General features: G+C 41.7%; 22 protein-coding genes, 3 tRNA genes and 1 pseudogene. 11 read left to right on the forward strand and 15 right to left on the reverse strand.

Annotated features, from left to right (window positions below):
- The first annotated feature begins 194 nt into the window (after positions 1–194).
- The gene (locus tag AOB57_RS02735) at positions 195–1,499 is read left to right on the forward strand and encodes a hypothetical protein (protein WP_054298534.1); all 1,305 of its coding nucleotides are present in this window, start codon (positions 195–197) and stop codon (positions 1,497–1,499) included.
- 1,077 nt (positions 1,500–2,576) lie between these two features.
- Here the strand turns inward: AOB57_RS02735 and AOB57_RS02745 are convergent.
- From AOB57_RS02745 to hdrA, 5 genes are all read right to left on the reverse strand, one after another.
- Positions 2,577–2,810: a hypothetical protein gene (locus AOB57_RS02745; RefSeq protein WP_054298535.1), complete on the reverse strand. Its 234-nt coding sequence runs from the start codon at positions 2,808–2,810 to the stop codon at positions 2,577–2,579.
- Positions 2,811–2,981: 171 nt separating this feature from the next.
- Entirely contained in the window at positions 2,982–3,416 is a 435-nt protein-coding gene (locus tag AOB57_RS02750; protein ID WP_082384187.1) for a metal-dependent hydrolase, read from the reverse strand.
- A 328-nt stretch (positions 3,417–3,744) separates the two neighbouring features.
- Entirely contained in the window at positions 3,745–4,689 is a 945-nt protein-coding gene (hdrB, locus tag AOB57_RS02755; RefSeq protein WP_054298537.1) for a ferredoxin:CoB-CoM heterodisulfide reductase subunit HdrB, read from the reverse strand.
- A complete protein-coding gene (gene hdrC / locus AOB57_RS02760; RefSeq protein WP_054298538.1) occupies positions 4,643–5,353 on the reverse strand; it encodes a ferredoxin:CoB-CoM heterodisulfide reductase subunit HdrC in 711 nt (236 codons plus the stop codon). Before hdrC ends, hdrB begins: the two co-directional genes overlap by 47 nt.
- Positions 5,350–7,761, reverse strand: a complete 2,412-nt coding sequence (hdrA, locus tag AOB57_RS02765; protein ID WP_054298539.1) for a ferredoxin:CoB-CoM heterodisulfide reductase subunit HdrA — start codon at positions 7,759–7,761, stop codon at positions 5,350–5,352. Before hdrA ends, hdrC begins: the two co-directional genes overlap by 4 nt.
- Before the next feature lie 568 nt (positions 7,762–8,329).
- Here hdrA and AOB57_RS02770 point away from each other — a divergent pair.
- Positions 8,330–8,731, forward strand: coding sequence for a hypothetical protein (locus AOB57_RS02770; protein ID WP_054298540.1), 402 nt, complete (start codon positions 8,330–8,332; stop codon positions 8,729–8,731).
- A 731-nt stretch (positions 8,732–9,462) separates the two neighbouring features.
- Positions 9,463–9,876, forward strand: a complete 414-nt coding sequence (locus AOB57_RS02775) for a transcriptional regulator (RefSeq protein ID WP_167829517.1) — start codon at positions 9,463–9,465, stop codon at positions 9,874–9,876.
- Positions 9,877–10,083: 207 nt separating this feature from the next.
- Here the strand turns inward: AOB57_RS02775 and AOB57_RS02780 are convergent.
- Both AOB57_RS02780 and AOB57_RS02785 read right to left on the reverse strand, forming a co-directional pair.
- Positions 10,084–10,160 (reverse strand) — tRNA-Ile (locus tag AOB57_RS02780).
- A gap of 60 nt (positions 10,161–10,220) precedes the next feature.
- Positions 10,221–10,297, reverse strand: a tRNA-Ile gene (locus AOB57_RS02785).
- A gap of 222 nt (positions 10,298–10,519) precedes the next feature.
- Here AOB57_RS02785 and AOB57_RS02790 point away from each other — a divergent pair.
- Positions 10,520–10,591: transfer RNA gene (locus tag AOB57_RS02790), tRNA-Ala, on the forward strand.
- A 187-nt stretch (positions 10,592–10,778) separates the two neighbouring features.
- On the opposite strand, the gene AOB57_RS02795 is transcribed toward AOB57_RS02790, so the two are convergent.
- The 6 genes and pseudogenes from AOB57_RS02795 to AOB57_RS02815 all read right to left on the reverse strand — a co-directional run bounded on the left by AOB57_RS02795 (position 10,779) and on the right by AOB57_RS02815 (position 15,479).
- Positions 10,779–11,411 carry a class I SAM-dependent methyltransferase gene (locus tag AOB57_RS02795; RefSeq protein ID WP_054298543.1) on the reverse strand — a complete coding sequence of 211 codons (633 nt, stop codon included), beginning with the start codon at positions 11,409–11,411 and terminating at the stop codon, positions 10,779–10,781.
- A 116-nt stretch (positions 11,412–11,527) separates the two neighbouring features.
- Positions 11,528–12,866: pseudogene (locus AOB57_RS02805) on the reverse strand (nitrogenase component 1).
- Between the two features lie 78 nt (positions 12,867–12,944).
- Complete coding sequence (locus tag AOB57_RS14425) at positions 12,945–13,187, reverse strand: hypothetical protein (RefSeq protein WP_226999610.1); 243 nt, start codon at positions 13,185–13,187, stop codon at positions 12,945–12,947.
- Complete coding sequence (locus tag AOB57_RS02810; RefSeq protein ID WP_319592651.1) at positions 13,133–13,963, reverse strand: nitrogenase component 1; 831 nt, start codon at positions 13,961–13,963, stop codon at positions 13,133–13,135. The genes AOB57_RS14425 and AOB57_RS02810 overlap by 55 nt, the downstream gene beginning before the upstream one ends.
- On the reverse strand, positions 13,960–14,271 hold the full coding sequence (locus AOB57_RS14800; RefSeq protein WP_264371725.1) for a nitrogenase component 1: 312 nt from the start codon (positions 14,269–14,271) through the stop codon (positions 13,960–13,962). The genes AOB57_RS02810 and AOB57_RS14800 overlap by 4 nt, the downstream gene beginning before the upstream one ends.
- 683 nt (positions 14,272–14,954) lie before the next feature.
- A complete protein-coding gene (locus tag AOB57_RS02815) occupies positions 14,955–15,479 on the reverse strand; it encodes a hypothetical protein (protein WP_054298544.1) in 525 nt (174 codons plus the stop codon).
- Positions 15,480–15,962: 483 nt separating this feature from the next.
- On the opposite strand from AOB57_RS02815, the gene AOB57_RS02820 reads away from it, so the two are divergent.
- From AOB57_RS02820 to AOB57_RS02850, 7 genes are all read left to right on the forward strand, one after another.
- Positions 15,963–16,616, forward strand: a complete 654-nt coding sequence (locus AOB57_RS02820) for an SdpI family protein (RefSeq protein WP_054298545.1) — start codon at positions 15,963–15,965, stop codon at positions 16,614–16,616.
- 127 nt (positions 16,617–16,743) lie between these two features.
- A complete protein-coding gene (locus tag AOB57_RS02825) occupies positions 16,744–17,235 on the forward strand; it encodes an FKBP-type peptidyl-prolyl cis-trans isomerase (protein ID WP_054298656.1) in 492 nt (163 codons plus the stop codon).
- Entirely contained in the window at positions 17,232–17,801 is a 570-nt protein-coding gene (locus AOB57_RS02830) for an FKBP-type peptidyl-prolyl cis-trans isomerase (RefSeq protein ID WP_054298546.1), read from the forward strand. The genes AOB57_RS02825 and AOB57_RS02830 overlap by 4 nt, the downstream gene beginning before the upstream one ends.
- Positions 17,802–17,925: 124 nt before the next feature.
- Positions 17,926–18,396: an FKBP-type peptidyl-prolyl cis-trans isomerase gene (locus AOB57_RS02835; RefSeq protein ID WP_054298657.1), complete on the forward strand. Its 471-nt coding sequence runs from the start codon at positions 17,926–17,928 to the stop codon at positions 18,394–18,396.
- A 31-nt stretch (positions 18,397–18,427) separates the two neighbouring features.
- Positions 18,428–18,844, forward strand: a complete 417-nt coding sequence (locus tag AOB57_RS02840; protein WP_054298547.1) for an OB-fold nucleic acid binding domain-containing protein — start codon at positions 18,428–18,430, stop codon at positions 18,842–18,844.
- Between the two features lie 135 nt (positions 18,845–18,979).
- Positions 18,980–20,158 (forward strand): nucleotidyltransferase family protein, encoded by a 1,179-nt coding sequence (locus AOB57_RS02845; protein ID WP_054298548.1) that lies wholly within the window; start codon positions 18,980–18,982, stop codon positions 20,156–20,158.
- A 170-nt stretch (positions 20,159–20,328) separates the two neighbouring features.
- Entirely contained in the window at positions 20,329–20,925 is a 597-nt protein-coding gene (locus AOB57_RS02850) for a diacylglycerol/polyprenol kinase family protein (RefSeq protein WP_054298549.1), read from the forward strand.
- Positions 20,926–21,128: 203 nt separating this feature from the next.
- Here the strand turns inward: AOB57_RS02850 and AOB57_RS02855 are convergent, their stop codons facing one another.
- Together AOB57_RS02855 and AOB57_RS02860 are read right to left on the reverse strand one after the other, a co-directional pair.
- Entirely contained in the window at positions 21,129–23,585 is a 2,457-nt protein-coding gene (locus AOB57_RS02855) for a vWA domain-containing protein (protein WP_054298550.1), read from the reverse strand.
- Positions 23,582–25,462: a vWA domain-containing protein gene (locus AOB57_RS02860; RefSeq protein WP_054298551.1), complete on the reverse strand. Its 1,881-nt coding sequence runs from the start codon at positions 25,460–25,462 to the stop codon at positions 23,582–23,584. Before AOB57_RS02860 ends, AOB57_RS02855 begins: the two co-directional genes overlap by 4 nt.
- Between the last annotated feature and the right edge of the window lie 2 nt (positions 25,463–25,464).

Genomic DNA, 25,464 nt, shown 5'->3' on the forward strand with positions numbered 1-25,464 from the left:
AAAATTTTAATATTATATAAAAATTTCGAGATATCAATGTGAATTTCAAGAATATTATACTCAAATTGTTTAATTGCAACGACCTTTGTATCAATTCTAATTATATCTTTAGTAATTATACCAGAGCTGGTATGTGTATGTTTCTATACTTCGTTTGATGCCATATCCGGATTATACAAATTATCTACAACAGATTGAAAATCGAGGCTGAAATGAGACTGTCGATAAAAATAACAGGTTTACTTTTAACCTTTGTTCTGCTGACATCATGTGAAGCAGCAACTGAAAATAAAGATCTCCCAACGAAAGAAGAGATAACTGATTTTATTGCTGGTATACCAGTAACTGATAACTATATTAACACAGTATACGATGCCGTGATAGATAAGCATCCGACATGGAACTGTGATATATGGAAAGATAAGAACGGAAATCAGTTACTCAGTTTGTATTACATAAATCCTAGCTCAGCAAAAGGATATGGCAGCATATACATCAATGAGTTTGGGAAAGAGATCTCCACGAGTGGAGTTGAAATCGTGCCCGTACCAGTAAAAAGTTATGTAGGAAAAGCTGTTTCTGAAGAAACTGCTAATAATAATATACAGATAGCTGATGAGACTGTACAGACGAGGCATGAGACTGCACAGACGGATGATGGGAATGTGCAGACGGATAATGGAAATATACAGACTACTTATAGGACTGTAAATAAATACCTCCCGACAAAAGAAGAAGTAACTGATTTTATTGCTAGTATACCAGTAACTGATAACTATATTAACACAGTATACGATGCCGTGATAGATGAACACCCGGCATGGAACTGTGATATATGGAAAGATAAGAACGGAAATCAGTTACTCAGTTTGTATTATATAAATCCAAGCTCAGCAAAAGGATATGGCAGCATATACATCAATGAGCTTGGGAATGAGATCTCCACGCGTGAAGTTGAAATTGAGCCAGTACCAATAAAAAGTCACGTAGGAAAAGCTGCTGCTGAAGAAACCACTTCTGTAAAAACTACTCCTGCAAAAACCACTCTTGTAAAAACCACTCCTGTGAAAACCACACCTAGTTCAACTGAAGAACAATTGTCTGAGAAGGAAGCCCAAACAGTTGAGGAAAAGCCCCAGACGGTTGGGGATGAACGAATGGCTGAGTATGAGGAACGAATGGCTGAGTATGAGGAGCGACTGGCTGAATATGAGGAGAAGCAATCGGTTGGGTATAAACAGCAGATTATAAATACAGTCCAATCGATTGATGGGAAAGATCAGTCGGCTGAGTATGAGGAGTTGCTAGATGAGTATAAGGAGTTGCTGGATGTGTATAAGGAAGCCAAGAAGGTTGGAGATGTGCCTCCGCCGACTAATCCTGAAGAAACAAAATGGAATAAAATCTTTACTTTGTTTTTTGTTCCACTAGTTGTACTCATAATTGGGAACTTAATTTATGACTCAATAAAGAGATTTATAAACCGTCATTGGAATTAATAACTAGTAGTCAATCTATAGATTAAATGACTTCTACAATTGGAGAGGATTTATACGCACTTAATGTAGAAAATTAACTGTATTAATTAAATATTATGGTTTAAATTTAAATTTGAACTTTGGTGTTTAGTGTTATTATTTTTCAGTTCAAATGCATGAGTCCTATCCCAGTTGTAGGATCAGGTTTAATTTTAAAACGCGCTCTGAGAGAGCAAAAAACAAAGCGCACCAGAGCTGTATCCCTCTACTGACGAAAAATAGAATCATAACCTTTCCCCTATTATATATTTTCAATCAATGGTTAAAAAGGCATCGGATTCTATATTTTTGTGTAGGTTGAAGTTAATTTTCCAGTTGAAAAGAAATAAACCAAAAAGACAAACATTGATTTTGAATGTAATTCCCCACTTTCAAATATTATATACTACACGCATATTTAGAATGTAACTATAAATTCCTCACTCAAAATAGTGGAAAAACCCATCCCGCAAGTAAGAGTGCGGTCTTCGTACCAGCGCACAGGCTCGGTTCCGCAGGCTGCAGCTATGGTATCTATTAACTGGGGATTTTCAGGGTGTCCGAGGACATCGAGATACTTAACTTTATAGTAATGGCAGGCATGGTGGGCTGCAGCTTTGGTACCTGAGAAGTCGAATTTCTTCTGCTTCTTGATCTAGTTGACTTTGCTTAAGAGAATCTCTACTGCATGGTAGAAGTTAGTCCTCAGGTTCATGTCATCTTTTTCGTAAACAAGAAATCCATATGGAAATATTGGAGAATATACAAATAAAAGATATATATCCAGATTCATCAAATGGATTAAAGGTCTGTTATTCTAATCCAAAATTTTACATCTAATCCAGATTTTTCGGCTCTGTAGAAAACCTATCTAAATAAGTATTATGGGGCTGAAACCAACTATGGAAAATATAGATCATAAGGTTCAGTTCAAATTAATGTAGATTTGTTATTCCACAGGTTTTCTACAGAGCCGATTTTTCCTCAAGTTTTACTGAATTGCTATCAAAACTCAAAAATTCTCGTTCTCTTAGATTCTAGCTCTATCTCATTTAGATTTCACATTCTTTTGTTCCCAAGGTTCCTTCTTTTTCTTACATCATCTTGCTTCCCAACTCTATCTACTGCTCTCTCTAATTCCCGTACTTTTTTAGCATCCTGTATCCACAGATTATCATTATCAATCTTTGCAGTAAGGAATATCAAACCCCATATTAACGCAACAATTGCAAAGATAAGTAGGTAAATACCCGAGTCGTTTACATCTATAGCTCCCAGTGAATGAAGGATCAATAATATTGCAGAGAAAGATAATAGGGAAGTTCTGTATAAAAAAGGCCTGATATCCTTTTTTCCTTCTATTTTGTTACCTGTATAGATACTGCCTTTTAACTCGCCTGTTCCAAATGGAAATAACCAGTTGATCCCAGAAACCGTGCAGGAATCTTCAAGCAGGTGTAGGAATTAACCAAATATCAAACCTAAAAATAAGAAACCTATAAGAGTGGCATTTATTTCACGGAAAATGAGATAGCCAACTGTTATTGCCAATAAAGTGAGTACAAAAGAACTTATGAATACCCCCATCGGAGAATGCATTACGCCTCTATGCTGCTCCTCTACTATGTGTTCAAGGTTCATTTTCTCTTTAAGATTGAAGAAGCTGAAAGAAAAAACTATCAGCTTATGGAGAGGAACCATGATATCATAAATGATTTTGAAATTATAGTATAACTTGGACTTTCCATCACTGTCTGCATCAGGTGCAAGCGAGCCTATGATAGCGGCTATGAGTACACAGAATCCATACATCGGCTGTGAATACTCTGAAAATATTAGTGGAATCGTAAATGGAAATATTGTTCCAAGTGTTATTGAAACATGATCTTTCCCTAACATACAGAAAATATGTGTATTACACTATTTTAATTTATTGAAGTTGTATTCAGAAAAATCTTATATGAGCATTCTGAAATAGAAAGATTTCTCAATGAGAAAAATGGTTGATCATCAAGCAAAAAACTAGAAAACATATTCGTCTGTTTCCAGTTTGCTCAATATGATCGATGAAAGCCCATTATTTATAGGCGCAATAGGAAAAGCTATACATTCCCAAAACTTCAGAAAAAACTCCTTACGCAGTGTTCCGATAATGGAACGCGTGAAAGATATTTTTGGACTAAAAGGGATCAGAGTTTATCTAAAGATGAAAGAATCTACAACTTTTTCAGATTATCCCGTGTTTTTCCAGGAATTCCTCAAGAGGCACTGAATGAGTCTGGAAGCCGCATACTTTGTAGGGGTCAGCACCCATTGAAAGAGCTACGAACTGGGCAATATTCATGTGAACCATATCATACTTTACGTCAAACTCTTCCTCAATAACAGGCTGGTAGCGGTCATACTGGATATGGCAGTTCGGGCACATATGAATCATAAGTTCCACACCTGCTTTCTGGAGGCTATCGAGTTTTGTCTTTGTCACCTGAAGCGAGGTGTCTTTGTTGAGGTGGAGCTGGGAAAAACCCATCCCGCAAGTAAGAGTGCGGTCTTCATACCAGCGCACAGACTCGGCTCCGCAGGCTGAAGCTATGGTATCTATTAACTGGGGATTCTCAGAGTTTCCGAGGACATCGAGATACTTAACTTTATAGTAATGGCAGGCATGGTGGGCTGCAGCTTTGGTCCCTGAGAAGTCGAATTTCTTCTGCTTCTTGATTTCGTTGACTTTGCTTAAGAGAATCTCTACTGCATGGTAGAAGTTTGTCCTCGGGTTCATATCGTCTTTTTCGTAAACAAGATTTTCAAGGCCATGTTCCCTGAAGATAGAGTTAACTTTCTCCCGTATCTCGGTATTGGTGTTAAGAACTTCACATGCCTCCTTGTTTATGGCATAACAGGTTGAACAGAGGCAGGTTATATTGGGATAGCCGCATCTTCTTGCGACTGCGAAGTTCCGGGCTGCAATGGCTGTTGTTGTCAGTCCCTCAAAGATGTCAGTATAATGTCCTATTCCTGTGCAGCAGGACTGCTCATCGTTAATACTGTAACCTACTCCAAGCCTGTCAAACACGTAACAGGTTGAGGTCTCCACTCCTGGATACTCCTGCCCGACCATGCAGCTTTTAAATAGTAAAAGCTGGCTGTCCGGGATATTCTCTATCGCTTTCAAAGCCGAAGTCTCCGCTTTTATTTTCCTTTTTGATGCACTTATTCTTCAGGAGCTGATGCGAACGTTTTTCCTGTATTTTTGCTTTGAACCATTTTTCCCTTTCAAAATATCCTGTAGCCTCAAGAATAGCCTGAACTTCTCCATGGGTATTCCTTACATCCCTGGAACTGAGCCCCAGTTCAACACGGGTTGATTCAAGATTCTTTTTAATCCTTATCCAGCGCTCTCCCAGATCTCTTTCCATATTCTTAATTCCGGCGCCTGGTACTTTGCTGGCTCCTTTTTCTGCAAGATATTCTCCTATCTCAAGGAAATAGACAAGCTTTTCAACTCCTATACCATGGTTAATAGCCATCTGCCTCAGCACCTGCACAATTGTTACAGGGCTGTTATTTCTGGGACAGCGCAGGTTGCAGGAATAGCAATAGAAGCAGGACCAGATCATTTCGGACTCAAGCACACTCCGGTCGTTTTCCAGCACCTTTTTCACAATCTGACGCGGATTGTAGTCGGTAAATCGAGCTGCAGGACAGGAAGCCGTGCAGGCTCCGCATTGAATACAGCGGTCAAGCCCCAGAGAGGCAGGTGTCCGGACGCTCTTCTTTGCGGTTTCTGCTAGGGTATTACATTCCGGTGTATCATACTCGTTTACATATGGAATCATTGTATCATCTCCTCCCCTTCCCGGGCAAGGCTGGTAAAAGTGCCTGCTAACCCTTTTGTATCTGGAACATAAGCTTTCTTGAAATAGACTCGATTTCCTGAATCTCTAATTTCTTCTTTCATTTTCTCGAAATGGCTGACAGTTAAAGGATATATAATCTCGGCTTTCGGGCTGTCTGGAGGATCCTCAATAAACAGGACAGCCGATGCCCCGCATTTGAAGGCGTGAAGCAGCAGGTCTTTGTCAACTACAAGGTTTGTTGGTACCTTAATTAACTTGACATTTGAAGGATAGTTCAATGCATTATTTCCGATATTGTCACAGGTCAAAGATGCAATCCCACTGTTTACAAAGCCTAGTAGGTCTCCTTGACTGATCACGCCCTCAATTTCGGCTTTTAGCTGGCTTTTTGTAAAACCTGCAATCTGGATAGCTCCACTCTGACAGAGCCCTGTACAGTAACCGCATCCCGTACAGGCAAGCGGGTCTACAGTAACCTTTCCACTCTCATTTATGGAAAAAGCCTCGAACGGACATCTGAGGCATTCCTTACACTGAGTACATAAAAGCGGATTGATAATCGGAATTTCATTAATCAAGGTTTTTGGACTGTCTGCAATAAATGCCCTTCCCCTTACCGCCGCAAGCCCTGCCTGGGAAATCGTATCTGTAATATCCTTGGGGCTCTGGGCAGTGCCGCAGACAAAGATCCCATCAAGTGAGCTGTCTACAGGTCTCAGTTTTGAATGCCTTTCCTTGATAAAACCGCTTTCATCCTGGCTGATATTCAGTATACTGGCAATTTTTCTGGTTCCCTTAGAAGGAACCATAGCTGCAGATAGTACAACGAGGTCGGCGGGAAGTTCTTTTACTTGCTGGGATAAGGTATCTTCAAGTTTAACTACAAGGCTCTTATCCTGTTTTTCCACAATTTCCGCTGGTCTTCCCCTTACAAATCTGATACCCATATCCTGAACTGCCCTATAGTAGTTCTCGTAAAAGCCGAGCGCCCGCAAATCAACATAGCAAATCGTGATCTCAGTACCCGGATATTTTTTCATTATAAGGTTGGAGTGCTTCAGAGCTGCCATGCAGCAGTATCTGGAGCAGTAGCGGTTACCACCTTCTTTTTCGTCCCTTGAGCCCACGCACTGGATCATAACTATCCTTTTCGGAGTTCCTGAGTTCTCATCAGAAGAATTCTCAGATGAACTTTCGTTCCCACAGATGCCTGTTGAACTGACAGTATCAGGGTAAACGCTGAAATCCGAAGGTCTGAGCAGTGCCCCTTTTGTAGGACCATTAATCCCAAGCATTCTGGCAAGTTCCATCTGGGTCATTACGTTTTTGAAAATCCCATATCCGTACTGGGGTTTCTGGGATGCGTCATACTCTTCAAATCCTGTAGCAACAACAACTGCACCAACATTGAGCTCAATAATCTCTTCTTTTTGCGAAAAATCGATTGCTCCGGATTTGCAGGCTTCCTCACATTTTCCACACGTTTCGCCATTTAACTGCAGACATTGATCTGGGTCTATGCAGTAAGTCTTTGGGACGGATTGTGAAAAACGCAGGGAAATTGCTTTTTTGTCCATATGCCCGCAGTTGAACTCATTTTCAACCAGAACAGGACACATCCGACTGCACCGCCCACAGCCCGTACAGTTGTCACGAACATATCTGGGTTTTTTCCTTAACCTGACTGTAAAGTTGCCAGCACTTCCGTTTAAGCGTTCTACTTCAGTCAAGGTCAGGAGAGTTATTTTAGGGTTAGCCACTACCTCATTCATCAACGGGCTTAAGGAGCACATTGCGCACTCTTCTGCAAGCTTGTCAGGAGAAAAGACCTTGCCTATTTTTGCCATATTCCCACCGATACTGGAATCCTTCTCAACAAGATAGGTGGGAATTCCATTGTCTGCGAGGTTCACTGCTGCGGTTATCCCTGCAATCCCTCCGCCGATGACAAGGACCTGCGGGACAATATTTACTTTTATTTCTTCAAGGGGCTCAAGTTTTTCCAGGCGTTTGAGTTTTCCTCGAAGAAGTGAGAGAGCTTTTTCAGTGGCTTTGGCTTTATCCGGATGTACCCAGGCACAGTGCTCCCTGAGGTTTGCAATTTCGAGCATTGCACGGTTCAAACCTGCCTCCTGAATGCATTTTTTAAACAGTGTGCCGTGTTTTGAAGGAGTACACGAACCAATTACTATCCGGTCAAGGTTCCTTTCAGAAATTTTATTTTTGATAAGGGTCTGTCCCTCTCTCGAACAGAGATACTCGTAATCGAAGACCGGGATCCCTTCTGCCTTAAGAGTTTTCTTAATAGAATTAATTTCGATATGTTCGGAAATATTCCCACTGCAATGGCAGATAAATACAGCGGCTTTGTCCAGGGCAGAGTTCATTATACTAAACTTTTAGGGATTTGTATTTAAGATTTGCCAAAATAACCGATATTAATGTCACAATAAGGTAAAAATATGAGTCTTATCTGCAAAAAGAGGACAAATTCTGAGAAAAAAGGGTCTTTGACTTTCCATTTATTAAATTAGTTACATAATTATATTCACTCAGCAAAAGAAAGTTGACACTTTTATCTTCAGGCTAAAGACTCAAGGGTTTTACACTGCTTAATATAAACGAACTTTTAGGTCAGGATTTATAATCTATTATTAATTCTGCAAATTGGGGATTTCTGTGCCTAAAAGAATAGGATGTATTATTGTCAGGAAGTTTTTATACGCATATAATTATATATAAGGAGAAAGTATTATTTAAATCAACTGAGAAAAACAGATTTTGTTAGATACTCCACAGATCCGAAACTCATATAAATAGAAATATATTTAATAAAGGCAATAAAAGATAGTAAAAATAACATATCTAAAATAATATGTTTCTATTAATCTGATAATACTGGACGAGAAAGGCATTTGAAGCGATTACAAGCTGCTCTTCCAGTATAAATGGTAGATGATAATTGTGGCAGATAATGAGTTTACATCAGAGGACAATGACTTTAAGATGGGAGAGGTTGAGTATGAGATAGTAGAGCTTTTAAGAAAGCTTAATATCAGCAGGCCAGTAGCTCTCACCCTTGCATGCCTCTCCAAAGGAGAGGAGATCTCTTCCCAGTGTATCGAGATGGTATCAGGTTTGAGGCAGCCAGAAGTTAGCATTGCAATGCGCTATCTTCGTGAAAATGACTGGGTAGACATGCGGGAAGAAAAGAAGAACCAGGGCAAAGGCAGACCTATCAAGTTGTATAAACTGACGGTCCAGATGGAAACGATTATCAACACAATAGAGGAAAACGTAATGGCTGAAAGTAAGGCAGTACTTCAGAATATAGAGCGCCTTAAGAATCTTTCCTGAGACCAGCTAAAAATTGAGATGTAACAGATATTTTAACAGATGTTTTCCGTAAATCTTCAAAAACTAGTTTTAATATTTGAGTCTGGGTTTTATAACCCGGATACGACTTCTTATAGCTTATATAGGTATTAAACCGTTTATAGACCTTCCGTACTCTTCTAGAATTATATTGCTCATTATCCTTTCTTATAAAATCTTTTTCCATCCCTATAGTATTAATTTTTTCATCCGGGTATGAATTCGAGAAGGACAGAGGAGGGTAAAATTTCTCGAATAGAGGATTAAGAATACAAACTATACCGGGAAGAAACATCTTAATAGAGATAAAGAGGGCATCTTGAAAACTTGATGAGTTTTTGCTTAAAGGGTATACTATAATTTCTTTTTACAGTCTAATAAATTTAGGAGATTGGTGGAGTAGAAAGCATTGAAACAACCTCAAGCCTTCCTGAAGGCATAAGCTTTCTTTTTTTGATGTTAGATTCTCAAAGCTGAGATTGTGGAGAAACCTTTGGAAAAGGAATATTACAAAAACTTCTAAAATATATAGTTCCAGAAAATAAAAATTATCAAGTTTTGCCGGAATGAATAAACAGTATTATTCGACCATTTTAGAATAGGGGAATATTAAAAACAACCTAAAGCATGAGTATAAATCAATAAATATTAAAAAGAAAACATAAGTAAACATTTATATTAATTTACTCTATAATGCTTCTTTGGGCGATTAAATGGTAGATAAAAGCGGTCCAATAATGGATAATTCTAACACAAAAAATGAGATTCCAGCATCCATGGGATCAAGTGAATATGAGATGATAGAATTGTTTAGAAGAATTAATGTCAGCAGGCCAATTGCTCTTACGCTTGCATGTCTTTCAAAAGGAGGGGAGATCTCATCCCAAAACATTGAAATGTTATCAGGCCTGAGGCAACCAGAGGTTAGTGTCGCAATGCGTTATCTCCGCGAAAATAACTGGATTGATATTCGAGAAGAAAAGAAGTCAAAAGGTAAAGGCAGACCAGTAAAATTATACAGGCTTATAGTGCCAATGGATTGTATTGTCAGCAAGATTGAAGAAGAAATCATAGCCGAAAGCAAAGTCGTGCTCAGAAATATTGAGCGCCTGAAAAACATTGCCTGAAGTTCTTCAAGGGGAATTACCCCACTCAAACTTTTCCCTGGATTAAACTTTTCTGTTGCACTCCTGATTTATTAAATAAACCTCTGGAAATTTTACTATTGATTGTGGTGTCTTTAAACTCATTTATACTCAATTTGCGACCCTTTTGAGAAGCAGGATAGAGATATTAAAAATGAGTAAAAGATGGATAAAGATTCAAAAAATATGTGGTGGGCCCGCTGCGATTCGAACGCAGGACCTCACGGTTATCAGCCGTGCGCTCCACCAGGCTAAGCTACGGGCCCAAATGAAGGACAAATACGGTTGTAAAAACCTGAAGTTTTCCTGAAAAAGGATATTGAATTTGGTGGGCCCGCTGCGATTCGAACGCAGGACCTCACGGTTATCAGCCGTGCGCTCCACCAGGCTAAGCTACGGGCCCAAATGGCAGGTTTTTTAGAATTATCGAAGTTGAAAGCTTTTTTGGGAAAGCATCCCAATCCGACAACACTTCTAATACTCAATTTACTACTTATAGTTTTTGCTTGAAGATTTTAAGTCTCTAAATTCCAAAAGTTTATTTACAGGATGCCGAGTTTAATAGCGACAGGTTTATATAAGATACCGAGTGTATGAGGGATGCTGGTTTAAGCAAGCCTTACATGGGCCGGTAGATCAGGGGAAGATCGCTACCTTGGCATGGTAGAGGCCTCGGGTTCAATTCCCGACCGGTCCACTTAAATATTTTTAACATTCCTGATCAATATCATTATTTTAAGCTTCTTTTTACATTATTTAATGAGAGCAAAATGCATTTTTACGAGTTGAGAAGAAGATAGAGGAGTTCTTCTATAACCTACGCGATACCAAACTAAAAAGTAGATATGATTTGTTAGAAAACAGGTTTGAGAATTTCAACGAAACTAGCATCTTTTAGAAAATGAATAAATGACGTAATGAGATGCAAATTTAGTGTTAATTTCTATGGGTTTTAGTTCTTTTATAGCAAAATAAGGTGAAAAAAGATCTCTTATCTCAGACTCTGAAGAAAAATACAGCACAGTTCCCAATTGTGTTTTCCGGAATTTACCCGATCCACCAAAGTGTGGATCCTTCTCAGAAAAGCAGACGGAAAGATACTTTGCTCCAGGTTTCAGAAGATTGTATACATTTTCTACATATTTTTTCCGGTCTTCAGGAAATATGTGGTGCAAGAGTTCCCAGTCATACCCAAATTCAAAAGTTTCTTTTACCTCATGCAGGTCACCAAGGAGATCAGCGACAATAAACCTGCACCTGACTCCACGTTTTTGTGCGTTTTCAGTAGCGATCTTTATTGCGGTAGGAGAGCTATCAATACCGGTGACTTCAAATCCCTCGACTGCGAGGTATATTGCATAGTTGCCGGCACCACAGCCGAGATCGATGGTCTTGCAGGGCTGGACTTTTCCACTATGTACCAGCTCAACAAGTGCATCTGGAGGCATTCCGCTATTCCAGGGGATTTTATCAAGCGGTACCTTCTGGTAAATTCCATCTACATCGACATACTTCATAAATGCTACCTCCGTGAGATGATTGATTTTTTATCTCTTTGCCAGGCATTGCCGGTACATTGTCTCAAGCTCTACAAGGTCGTTTATCGGTGTCGGGATCACCCGCGAGTCATTTTTCATAATCGCTTTTGCGAGGTCCCGGAAGATTTCTGCTTCCTCTGAAACAGGCTCAGGATACCGTTATATCCGAAGTATTCCCGGTTGATCATCCTGAACTGTCGCACCATCCTGACTACCTCAACTACATAGGCAACAGAAAGCCCTTCACTTGCGTGCCTTTCGATAGTACTGCCGAACACGACCTGTGGACTGACCTTCTGGAGATTCTTCCGTGTTTTATACATGTCTGTTCCATACACGACCTCAGGATTAAGCCTGAGGTTTTTAAGTTCCTTCTCCAGCAATTCCCGTACTGGTCGTTGTGAAGTATAGAGAGCAATGAGTTCTGGAGTCATCTCCATCTCCTCGGTGATAAAACGAACCAGTGGAATCCCTATTGTAGCATCGGAAACAATTGCTGCCGGGGTTCGGTATAGGAATTTTGCCATTGGCCATTTGCGCCTGCATGTCGCCATTATCATACGTTCGCTTTCAACAACCATCTCTTCCGCCATTTTCATCAAATCGAATCTCTCTCCTAAAGCGGTCAGCCAGCGTTCTGTGTTTGTCATCCCTATAGGCAGGGGTATCCCTTTACAGACCTGCTCTATGCCATATGCTGCAGAAAGGTAATCCGCTGCTTTTTGCCCGGCATCATGACTCAAAAGGAGGGACATTTCGGCGGACGCAATATTCTCGACCTCAGCAATTGGGGTTTGGTGTGTGAGCGTGGCTACAACCTTAATGCCCATCTGGGAGAGAACCTGTTTTACCCACGCGAGGTCTGCTGGCCATGTAGGATTGGCATTTGCGTGAGGAGGGACAAGACAAACCGAATTCGGGACTTTCTCAACGTCATCTTTTACCAGATTCTTCAGGATTGTATCCAGCGCGATGTCGATGCCATCATACTGACCCCCTAAATCCGGCGCATTCAATAGGGACGAGCCTGAACTTTACTTCTGGTTGCAAGGACTCACACACCCCCACGATATCATCTCCAATTATCTCAGGGCCACATGCACTGAGTACAAACAGGGCTGAGATCGGCAGATCCTTTGCCTCCCGGATAGTGAGGGCAAGTATAAGTATATCCTCTCCACCATGTACGATCTCGTCCACACATAGCTTCGTACATAGGGTCATCGTCTCCATGTAGTCGCATTCCTGTGAGGCAAAAGCATTGTCGACAAGGTACTCGCATCCTTGAGGAGAATGGGCTAACAAGGAAGAATTAGATATACCAAGTGCCGTGAGGGCAGCGCCATTGAAAGCACAGCGGAGGTAAGGGTCAGTACAGGCCTCCGAAGATGAAGCCGACGGCACAACTTGTTCCTTATTTGGTTTTTGTTCCATAGAGCATCCCCTTAAATAAGCGTGAACGTGGGAGGTCTTTGTTTTCAAGGGCCTGCCTGACGAGAGCTGCAATATTCTTTATTCCTCTGAAACCATACTGGGCTGGAATGCTGGGTTCATTAGTGTTAAGTTTACTACCGGACAGGGAGGGAACCTACCGGAATTCCCGAAAAATATGGGATTATCATATCCTTTTACAATTTCTTCGAGTTCGTCTTCGGTCTCTTTTGATGACTGAAAACTTCCCAGACTGAAGAGCCCCTTTGTCAGAATGATTTCAGGATAAACCCCGGTTTCCAGAAGAAACTTGATGCTGGGCATACGTTCCTTGATAGTATATGGTGGACGTTAATTACGACAGGATGGGCTCCAAAATCTGCCGCCATGCGTGCAAGGGAAAGAGCTCGTATTGGCCCTGGGAACTCTGATATCTCTACAACAGCTGTTTTCCCGGAAAGAGCCTTTCTTAGATATTGAATTTCCGATTCCACTCCCTTTATTTCTTGTTCAATTACCTTAACGGCTTCAGCTTCCATTCCAAGAGATGTTGCCACTCCGAGCAGCCATTCCTTTGTGGCTTCGGGCCCATATGGCTGTCCGGTTTTGCTATATGGAATACCGAACCGTTCCTGCATCAGGTCGCCTAACTTCTGTCCCCAATCAAAGCACCACAAGGTGTTCAGTTCAACCTCTCTAGCATGCTTTATTTGCTCGACAGTGCATCCTCCAGCTATGATGGCATTAATCTTTATTCCGACTTCACCAAGGAGTCGCTCGATTTCATCCATGTCCCAGTTGAACTCTGTGGGGGTAGGATCCCAACGGGCTCCAAGGATGTTAATCGTTCCTTTCATCTTTGTTTCAGGAGGCTCCATCAGATCCATAATGAGCTTGAAAGCATCCTCATAACCGCTTCGGAAATCCCCACCGAATCCTTCGCTGCGGAGCGCCAGCACCCGGCAACCAACCAGCTTCTCTGCCTCACGGGCAATGCTTTCAACGTCGTCACCGATGATCCCTGAGCAGCAGCAAGAGAGGATAACAATGAGGTCTGGGTGATACTTATTGTATGCTTCCTTACTGCTTCCAGAAGTTATCCCTCACCCCCATAAATAATGTTGCTTTCATCAAGAGCTGTGCAGGCTGTGGGTTCGAGAGGAACCCCACGGATCTCACAGCACTCCCGCGTCCTGACAGAGTCCGACATGTACAGCGGACATCCAGTCGGACCGTGGACAAGAGGAACAACATGACGAATCCCACTGATGACATAATATGAAGTAAAAAATTTACACATGGGAGCGTGCGAAGCCTGCAGTTTGGGAATCATCTCACCCGTTTCTACTTTTTTCAATAACTGCTGCAGGTCACCATGAAAAACTATGAAATTGTTCTCCGGATTCACACATTCTCAATTATTGTATGGGGATAAATGTTTCTCCAAATTTTATCGGTTACAAGGAGGAATAGGAATCTAATACCTTAGAGGTAGCCAGCTAGGAGCCTCTCGAGCCAGCCATGCCATTATAAATTGGCAGCTAATAGGGCCGACCGGTCCACTCAAAAACATCTGAACGTTGAAAAGAGGCGGTATTCTGGTTAAATTTTCAGTTATTATCCCCCCTTTACAATAAAGAGCCACACATCCAGAGAATAACAAAAAAGAGAATAATGAAAGAGAATAATAAGAGAGAATAATAAAAGAGAGTAATAAAAGAGAGTAATAAGGGCTCTGTAGAAATCCTTAATTTAATCCATAATAATTCTATTACTTTTTTGTTTATATTATAGACTATTAGTGGCTCTGTAAAAATCCTTAATTTAATCCATAATAATTCTATTACTTTTTTGTTTATATTATAGACTATTAGTGGCTCTGTAGAAATCCTCTGAAATAACCAATCTTAACAAATTAAAACTGAATTGCCTGATTCAATTTTGCTGAGAACTTTAAGTCTATTAATGACGATTAAGTAGGTTTTCTACAGAGCCGTAATAAGAGAGAATAATAAAAGGGAGTAGAAGATTATTAGGACATTCTCTGAAGCAAATACCATCTATGCACAATAATATAAAGCTACTATAAACTCAATTGCAAATGCCCCTTTCAAGCAGCTCCCTTTTCCCGATATTATCTTCTCCCCAGATTTGTTTCACTTCGTCGCTCCACTGGAGTTTAAATTCTCCTATCATGGACTTTGGGATTGCAAAAACGTTTGCTCGCCTGGTTCTGGAAACCACAGATTTTGACAATTTATACTTATTTGATTTCACATCGTATACCATTTGGGAATCAAGCCCAATAGAACTTAATTTCTCGGAAAATTTACAGTTAACCCGGCTCGATTTTTTACCAATCTCTTTCCCCCGCCTTCGCTTTCTTTTTTCTAATTCAATTTCTTCTTTTCTTATGTCTTCTAGATACCATAAGCTTCTGTCAATCTCGTTTTTAAAAACAATCATATGCCATTTCAAGGACAGCGGATAAGGTTTTCTTAAAAGTTCCTGTAATTCCACAATCAGATCATAATCATCTGTTGTACTTTCAATTTCTTCCATTATTCTTTTCATTCTTGCCAGATTTGCCTTCTGTCTTTCCCGACTTGTTGCCATAACTTCCCACCACACATTAATTTTGTTTATACTGTATATATCGTAGTATATTTTAATCCTTCGTTTATGGTGAATAAAGACAAAAAATAGTCAGAAAATAGACATTTCATTCTATAGTACGGCAAAAATAAATGCGTATAAATTTTTATAATTCAAAAATCTAAAGCGATTTAAAGAAAAATTAAGCATAAATTTTTATATGTTTGACTCAAAAACTTCCCGAAATCTTAAAGCTTTTCATTTATACTTTAAAAAAGTTAATCATTTTAAAAATAGTTAATGGTTATGTAATATGAGACAGACAACTCGAAATTCTATGCTACCGAATTCAAGATCTCTTAAGCAACAGTAAAGCCTCAAAATATTTTAGATCCTAAAATATAAATAACATACATTTATACTTCCGACAGTGTATTTCCAGATATTTGTTAGCATATTGAAGTTTCCAATTTTTTAAATAATTGAAAAATCTTAATAACTTATATGCGTAAAGCTACAGCTGTAATCACAGGACTGATCCTTCTTTCTTTTATAGTTTCAATTTATTTTTACCCGCATGTGCCTGACCCGATGGCAACCCACTGGAACTACCGGGGAGAGGTCGATGGATATATGTCGAAGTTCTGGGGAGTTTTCTTCATGCCTTTAGTAATTACAGGACTTGCTGTATTGTTCCTGGTAATTCCCAGAATCGATCCTATGAGAGACAATATAACTAAATTCAGAAAGTATTATGATGGATTTATAATTATTTTTATTTTCTTTATGCTTGCTGTCCATCTCCAGATACTGCTCTGGAATACAGGCATCCAGATTAGCCCAAACGCCGTGATTCCCCTGGGAACGGGGCTTCTGTTTTACTACATAGGAATCCTTATGGAAAATGCGGAGAGAAACTGGTTCATTGGCATAAGGACTCCCTGGACTCTCAGCAGCGATAGGGTCTGGAGGAAAACTCATCGGCTTGGAGGAAAGTTGTTCAGGATTGCAGGAGCAGTTGCTGTGCTGGGAATTTTTTTCCAGGACCTTGCATTCTTTTTCATTCTCGTGCCTGCACTCTTTAATGCGGGGTTCACGGCTGTTTACTCATACATTGAATATCAAAAAGAACTGAAAGAGACGAAATCCTCCGATTAAAACCTGAAAAAGAAAATTTCAGGGATTATTGTGTTTACCATTCCTGGAATTCCTTTTTAACCGATCTTTGACTTTTATTTTATCAGCACGTTTATCTAGCATGTTCTCGTTTGTTTTATTGATTCTTATGGCTGAGGATATAACAAAAGATACCAGCAAGACAATTGAGAGAGGGGACACCATCTCGGTTGATTATATTGGAAGACTTGAAGACGGCACAATTTTCGATACTTCCGTAAAGGAAGCAGCTATGGAAGCAGGGATATACAACCAGATGAGAGAGTATAAGCCCCTCACATTCACGGTCGGGGCAGGCCAGATGATAAAAGGGTTTGATGAAGGCGTTATCGGGATGAAAACGGGAGAAGAAAAAACTATTACAATCCCGCCTGAAGAAGCATATGGGGAATACAGACAGGAGTTAGCAAGAGAGTTACCTGTTGATGCTGTTAAGTTTACTCCTGAAGTCGGGATGAGGCTGGCTACGGACAGTGGCCTGACAGGCACAGTCACAGAAGTAAATAGTAATAACTTTGTTGTGGACTTCAACCACGCGCTTGCAGGAAAAACTCTGGTCTTCCTGGTCAGAATAATCTCTGTGGAGGAAAGAAAGGAATGAAGCCCGGAAAAGGAGCAGTTTTCTTTATAGCGGTACTGCTCCTGGTAAGCACAATTCTCGCGAGCGGATGCACAGACAGTGGGAGTGAGGGAGGAGATAGCAGAGAAGTAAAATCCGGAGATACGGTCCAGGTAGACTATACAGGAAAGCTTGAAAACGGCACTGTTTTTGACACTTCAAGAGAGGACGTCGCAAAACAGGAGGGTATGTACGTTGAAGGAAGGGAATACGCCCCTCTGACCTTCGTAGCAGGTTCAGGTCAGGTAATTCAGGGTTTTGACGAAGGTGTAATCGGAATGAAAGTAGGAGAAGAAAAAACAATCGAGATTCCTCCGGAAGAAGCGTATGGAGAATACAATGAAGCAGGGATCCTGGTTATTCCTATTGAGGAATTAAATATTACAAATCGCTCCGAACTTCCTCAAGCAGGGCAAACTTTCACAGATATGTACGGAAGACCGTTCAAAATAACGGCTGTAAATGATACCCATATCACTATTGATACTAACCACCCGCTTGCAGGCAAAACCCTGATTTTTGATATAAAACTCGTCTCAATAGAATAAATTTAAGTTCCTGGAAGTCAAATTGAGAATTGTAACATTTCTTCAAAATGTGCATCCTTTCGGTATCCAGGCAGATTTTGAAACGGCAGAATACCGGAAGGAGAATGCACAGGAGAAAGGGAAAATGGAAAATTCTCGCACTGTAAAAAAAGGAGACTATCTTCTTATTGACTATACTGGAAAATTCGAAGATGGAACAGTATTCGATACCACTTCTAAGGAAAAAGCCCTTGAAACAGGCATATATGACGAAGAAAAGGATTATAGACCTTTATTTTTCCGGGTGGATGCACGTCAGGTAATAAAAGGTATCGATCAGGGCGTACTTGGAATGAAAGAGGGAGAAGAAAAAATCCTTATAATCCCGCCTGAAGACGCCTATGGAAAATATAAGGACTATCTTGTCCAGAAGATTCCTCTGGCAAGGCTTGAACTCCAGACACCTCCTGAGCCGGGAAAGAAAATCACAACACCCGGCGGCAGAGAAGTCAGGGTGCTCAACTCCACGGAAACTGCTGCCACCCTGGATTTTAACCATGAACTTGCAGGCAAAACCCTGATCCTTGAGATAAAACTTGTCTCGATTGTAAAATAATTCCAGATCCCGGAAATGCAGGAGATAAAATATGGAAAAAGAAGAAAAAGTTATGGTACTGCTTTTATTTATGACACTAACTTCTCTTATGACAGCTTATCTCTGCTTCGGATCGGGATTTACAGCATCTGGACAGGAGTCAGGGAAAGAAATCAGGCAGTACAGCAGGGAATCCGGTGTAGGGGAAAAAGTATTCCTTGAAGCCGAAGTTCTGAGCAAACGGTTTACTTATACAGGCGGACACCTGCTTTTACAGGTAGACTGCGACTCCGAAGTCCTGAGCGTTTTTATCCCAAAGACCGCAGGTGCAGACGCCCTGAATATGTCAATCCAGGAAGGAGATTTTATCGGTTTAACGGGTACAGTCTCGGAATATAAAGGGAAAAGAGAAATCACGGTGGAAAGAAAAGAAGATATTCTTTTGAGTGATGATTATTCTACGAAATGATTACCACCCTTCTTCGATGTGATTACCTTTTTCTTTAAATAGTATTATCTTGAGTAATCATTATCAATAACTTTTCAGATAAAGATAACAGTCTATTGTAAATAATATATTCATACAGGAACATATGGGAAAAATATGAAAGCGTGTATCATGTGCGGAGGAGCAGGGACAAGACTCAGGCCGCTGACATTCAAGCACCCTAAACCGAGCATACCGATTCTTAATAAGCCGTCAGTCCTGCATCTGATAGAGCATCTTTCAAGAGAAGGGTTTAATGAAATAGTTATAACCCTGGGATATATGGGAGAACTCATAGAAGAGCAACTCGGGGATGGGCACATGTTTGGGGTACATATCGATTATGTGTACGAGAGAGAAAAGCTCGGAACGGCAGGGGGGGTAAAAAATGCCGAGGCATACCTGAAAGACGAGCCGTTTATTGTGCTTGGGGGAGATCATGTTCTCAACCTTAACCTGAGAGAGATGTACCGTTTCCATGAATCGAACGATGCTCTGGTAACTATAGGGCTTCTTTCAATAGACGACCCTAGAGAATTCGGAATTGCGGATATGGATATAAATAACCGGATTCATCGTTTCCTGGAAAAACCAAAAGCAGGCCAGATATTCAGCAACCTTGCAAGTACGGGAATATACGTTTGTGATCCTTTGATTTTTGAATGGATCCCCAGACACAGAAAATTTGACTTCGCAAAAGACCTCTTTCCCTGCATGCTTGAAGCCGACAAGAAAATCAACGGCGTGCTTGTGCGGGGGCAATGGACTGATGTCGGAAGTTCGGCAGCTTACAGGCAGGCACAGCGCTGGATGCTCGATGCCCTTCCCGGAACGACAATCGAAGGGCACTTCACGACCCGGAATGCAAGAATAAAAGGACCGCTTTCCATAGGAAACAACGTGTGCATAGGTTCGAACTCTTCCCTTGTGGGACCAATAGTCATAGGGGAAAATACAACTATAGGCGACAATGTTCTTATCGGGCCTTACAGTGTTATAGGCTCAAATTGTATTATAGAGGATAACGCAAAGATTCTCTCATCTTATCTATTCGATAATGTGTCCATAGGAAAGGATTCCAATATTTCAGGCGGGGTAGTATCAGACGAAACCGTAATTGGAGACCACTGTTTCCTTGAAAATGGAACTGTTATTGGGCATAAAGTAACTATTGGAAACAATTCAACAATACACTCAGGGGTTAAGGTCTGGCCTGAAGTCACTATAGGGGAAAACTCAAACATAAAGGATATCGTAATTAATCCCGATTATGATACTGCACATGAAGGCTCGTAAGATTCCAGTTTCAGAGGATGGAATCCGGTACGGATAAATTAACCGGATTCCCTATCGGCTTTTTCGTTTTGTTTAATATTGGGTATACCCGCCGGAAAAGATACACAGCAACGAAGAAAATACAGAAACAGATATAACTTTATACTATAACCCTCACAGATTCTTTTGCCATGCCGTCCAGAGAATTTATCCTGGAACTTCTGAGAAAAAGTGTGCATCTGGTCTCAATCCTTATCGTGATCATCTACGAATTTTTCGGAAAGGAAGCCGTGCTGTGGGTGCTCATACTATTTCTTGTAACTGTTCTTGTTCTTGACTATTTCCGGATTGAGCATAAAATTCGAATACCTCTTTTCTATATCATGTACAGAAAAACTGAAGCCGACCGCTTTGGAGGCCATATCTTCTTTACGCTCGGAGCTATTTCCGTAATATCACTTTTCAGCCGGGAAATCGCTTATGCTGCTATCCTTATGACGACCTTCGGTGACCTGGCTGCGGCTCTGATAGGGAAATTCTACGGGAAAAGACGGGTTTTTCAAAAAATATTTAAAAACGATAAATCAATTGAGGGCTCCGCCTCGGAATTCATTATCGATTTCCTTATCGGGATGCTTATAGTCGGAAATCCCATAGTCTCCCTGGTAATGGCTTTCTTTGCAACCCTTATGGAAACCGCAGTCAACAAAATTGATGATAACCTTATAGTGCCGGTTTTCGCCGGTTTTTTCGGACAGGTAACCCTAGCTCTTCTGGCGTGTTTATAACAGATTTTAAAAAATTATAAAAGAGTGTCCTTAATTTGAAGGATGTTTTAGAAGGATGCTATAGAAGTACACCATGGTTTGAAGAATTTTTTTCCCCTATGGGTACTCCGTGAAGGAAATTTCCTGAACATTTAAAGAGCCCCAACATTTAAAGAGCCCATTAGGGGTTCTTATGTTCATGTTTCTGCCTCAACCTGCGCATTTTAAAGCTTTCTCATCTCCTTTATGCGCCTTGCAAGGATTTCACCCAGGTAAAGCACAAGCGCCGCAAGGAGCACAGGCATCTTCAAGCTCACAGGCTCGTCTGACTGCCTTTCCGAGTTTTGCCGAGCATCTTTCAGGAGAAGGGCTCTTGCATCCTTTTCAGTATATATCTTCCCTCCGGTTGCAAGGATAAGAGACTTTATATCCTCATTAACCCCTACATCCCGGTACTCAAGCTGGTAATTTACCGCAAGCGGATAGCCTGAGATATCATGTATTCCAATGGTCTCTGGGTTTACACTTGCCTCATAGGTGTTCCTTCCGGTTAAAGCAAGATCTAGAGGGCTTCCATCCATTTTAAGCTCAGGGATTCCCTCATCGTACATTGTAAGAGTCAGGTCGGAAGGCGTGCCGAGCCAGGTATCCGGACTATCCAGCGCAGCCCCTTCTTCAGCTCTCGGGTTTCCTATTGCCCAGTTCGTAGTGCCTGAAATAAGCCTCGCGCTTGAGCCGTTATATAGGGCAGATGCCCAGCGGGAGCCTGCTCCTTCTCCATTGTCCGTGGTAAAGGCTGCAACCCTGCCAAGCCCGAAGCGCCAGGTGGTAAGAACAGGCTTTCCGGTGACAGTGATAACAAGACGCTCAGCTCCGGCTTTCGGAGTAACATCGTTATATCCTGTAATAGTGGCATTTGAAAGATTCACATTCTTTGTAATGAAGTGGTCTGGAGAGTACTCAAGCAGGGGGTAAGCATCAAGCTCGACTTCCTCTTCTTCTCCCTCCTCTTCAGGAGGCTCTGCCGGCGGCTCAAAGCCTATATTTGCCCTTTCTCCTTTGTTAATGTGGAAGTAGTTATTTTCAAGCCCGAGCTCTTTCATCAGGTTCTCAGCGTAATAGTTTCTGGTTTTATCAGTCTGGGAAGGAGCTACCGACTGGATATGGATAAAGTACAGATTTACACCCAGTTCCTGAAGTTCTCTTGCAGCCTGAAGGCTTGGGTCATAGGAATCCTCAATTGCTCCATCTGAGATAATAATAGCATCAAGTTCCCCATCGCTGCCTGCAAGCATATCCTTTGCAGTATTGAGACCCTCGTTTAAGGAAGTTTTACTCTGCTCATCAGAGATCAGCTTAGAGATCTTGTCTTCCAGAATTTCCCTGTTCTGGGAAAGTCCCAGGAACACGAATCCTCCTGAGACGTCATATCCTTCACTTCCGAATGCTATAACCCCTACGTTTGCATCTCTTAGGTTTTCATTCTGGATAATATAGATCGCATTTGCCAAGATATCTGCCTGGGCTCCATGGGCAGCAGTACTTGGAGAAACATCAAGTATGAGGACGAGGTTTCTTCCACCTTTATATTCGGAAGGCTTTGAAAGCACAGGCAGGATTTCTTCAAACGAGGAATTAAGGTAATTCCCATAGTTGTAAGCCTGCTTTCCTCCCAAGACTACAAGCCCGCCTCCGTTGCTGACATAATTTTTGATTTCTTTCATCTGGGCTTCGGAAAAGGAGCTCATTACCTGATTATCAAGCACAAGAACCTTGCTGCTTTCAAGAGCTGCTGCTCCGGGATAGGTGCTGACTGCTGAAACATTGTAAAGGTTATCCAGAATCCTGCCTAGAGGCGAATCCGGCTCATTAGTAACAAGGGTGAGCTTGGGCTTTGGAATAACATAAACGGACTTGAAGAACTCATTGTTAACCGCATTGCGGTCCTCTCCATGCGGAGTGATTTTTACCCTGAGATTATGGGCGCCCAGGGTGGTAAAAGCCTGATTAATCGGGATTGGATTCTCGCTGTTGTTCCTGCCCTCCAGGGTAAAATCCCTGCTCTGAGAAAGCTGCCCATCCACAAATACCTCAAGGAAATAGCTGACACTCTGGTTTGAAGCCTGGCGGACAACTATCCCGAACTCGTTTCGGTTATCCACAACAACAGTCTTGTCCCCGATAATCTCGACACTGAGATCATTTGTTGTGAGTTCGGGCTCGACAAGATAGACAGGCGTGTTGGTCTCTTTTGCAAACTCCAGAGCTTCAGAGAGATCCTTGCCAGCGTTATTGTTTCCGTCGCTGATCAGAACTATCTGGTTGCCGCTGCCTGCGTACTGCGTAATTGTATCCCCAAGCGAGGTTTTATCCCCGGTTAGCTGGACTAAAGCTGTCGGGGTACTGGCTACAAGGGCTTTATATAGTTCACTGCCTGCTTCTTCAGAAAAAATACCCATGCTTGATGTCTGGTCCTGAACCAGCACAAGCGAGGGGTTTTCTTCGCTTATGGTCTGTGTAATCGTGGTATAGGGAGAAGCAAGGGCAAGCACAAGCAGGAAAGCTACAAGCATTCTCCATTCTACAAGTTTCGTTTTTGTCTTCCGCAGGAAATAGAATCCCGCAATAATAACAGGGATTATCAGGAAGAGCATCTCTGGATGTTCAAGCGAGAGGTTCATAATTCACCTCGCTGTCGCACAATAAGGATTTCAAGCAGTATTAGCAGGAACAAAACTCCTATCAGGTAGTTGGTAATGTCATTCTTGGCAGTGTAAGTATCAGCCCTCACAAGTTTGGGCTCATCGTCCGAAACAGCCCTTTTCATCAATTCCGAGGCGTCAACCGTAGTATTCGATTCCCTGTCATTGTACAGATTGACTGCAATTCTTTTACCTGCAAGTTCATAGATTCCGGCTTCGTCAAAAAGAATGCGGTTTGAAGTGAAGGTCTTTGTAGGCGTACGGATTTCCTCGGTTTTCGAAAGTGAGGTCAGTGAACCGGTTTTCAGGTTGTATTCCGAGATATCGCCTGCTCCTCCAAGCCACTGGACAAGTTTTATCCAGAAAACGGGGTACTCGGGCAGGTTATGGAAATTGTTCCAGGAATTTTCCCCAAGCTCATCGCTCAGCCCCATATAAAAAACCGTTCCACTGCCTACCTGCCAATAACTCAGTAAAGGGACATTGTTTTCTTTCAGTGCTACCAGAGTTGTCGAGCCTGTCCTTTCAGTTGCATTCAAGTATCTGCGTACCGAGATTTCGTCACTCCTTATATCCTTCGTAATGCTACTCTTCAGGACTTCTTCAACCTCAAGTCCGTTTTCGGCGTCCTCAAGCCTCTGAGGTTTCACAGGCAGGATCTTAATAAGGTCGACCTCCGTTTTCTCGGGAACCAGGGCTCCACTTACAATAAATACCGCATTGCCTCCGTTCCTGACATAGCTTTCTATTCTTTCTACCGAGTTATTCCCTATAGGGGTCTCTTTCTGCGCAAGCACGACAAGTGTGTAATTATCAAGCTCAGCAGGCACGGATTCTGAAACGGTCATGTTACTGTTCGGGAGCAGGGAGAGTGCGGTTTTCGAAGGCAGCTTTCCGTTATCGGTAATATAGAGTATGCGCTGGTTTGAGGTCTCTGGAATGGAAATATAGGCTTTATTGTCAACAGGCAGGCTGTCTTCGACATTAAGCCGAACCGTTGTAAGGCCTGGCCCGAGATTCCCGAGAGTGAACTGGTTTGTTCCACCTGCAGGGACATCCAGGGTAAAGGACGTTGATGCGTTTCCTGAAGTGCCTCTCCCAGTCTCGATTTCAACTTTCTGGTTGCTGTTCCTGTAGTTCTTGATCACACCAGTATAGCCGTAATTGCCATCCATAGCTTCAATCCAGCCATTGATAATTCCAATATTGTCGGCAGGATTCCCTACTTTTATGAAATTCACCTTAATCCCGTAGGACTCGGCAAGGTTCTTGGAAGCAACTGGATCATCGCCTTTTGAGTTCGTGAAGTCCGAAACAACGATAATTCTTCCGCCTTCCGTGGAAAGAGCTCGCATGCCTGTGGTAATTGCTGCAGACAGGTCGGCAGTGCCTGCACTCGGTCTGATCTTCTTGAAAATATCATGGGCAGCTGAAGCGCTCCCTCCTTTAAGAACAGTCAAAGGCATATCCGAAGCAAGAATTATGCTGTTCTTCTTGCTTACATAGCCGTCAGCAATACCGACTGCATCCTCAAAACGGGAATCGACCTGCATGCTTGCAGAGGTATCGAGGATAAGTACGGTATGCTCTCCGCTCAGAGGCTCCTCCGAGTTGTAGTAATAGCCTGCTGCCGCAATGGAGAGCAGGATAAGCACTAGAAGCTGAACCAGGAAAAGTGGATCCTGTACGATCTTGGTGAGCGAAGCATAAACCCGTTTTCTTTCCCTCTCAAGCTTAAGGACAAACATGAGTGTTGGAATTGCAAGTACCGTCGGCTTCGGGCGGAGCATGTAGATAATAATAAGCGGGATGACACTCAGGAGAGCGACAAGAGCAAAAGGGTTCTCAAAAGGCATTT

It is taken from the genome of Methanosarcina flavescens (assembly GCF_001304615.2).
Lineage (GTDB): Archaea > Halobacteriota > Methanosarcinia > Methanosarcinales > Methanosarcinaceae > Methanosarcina > Methanosarcina flavescens.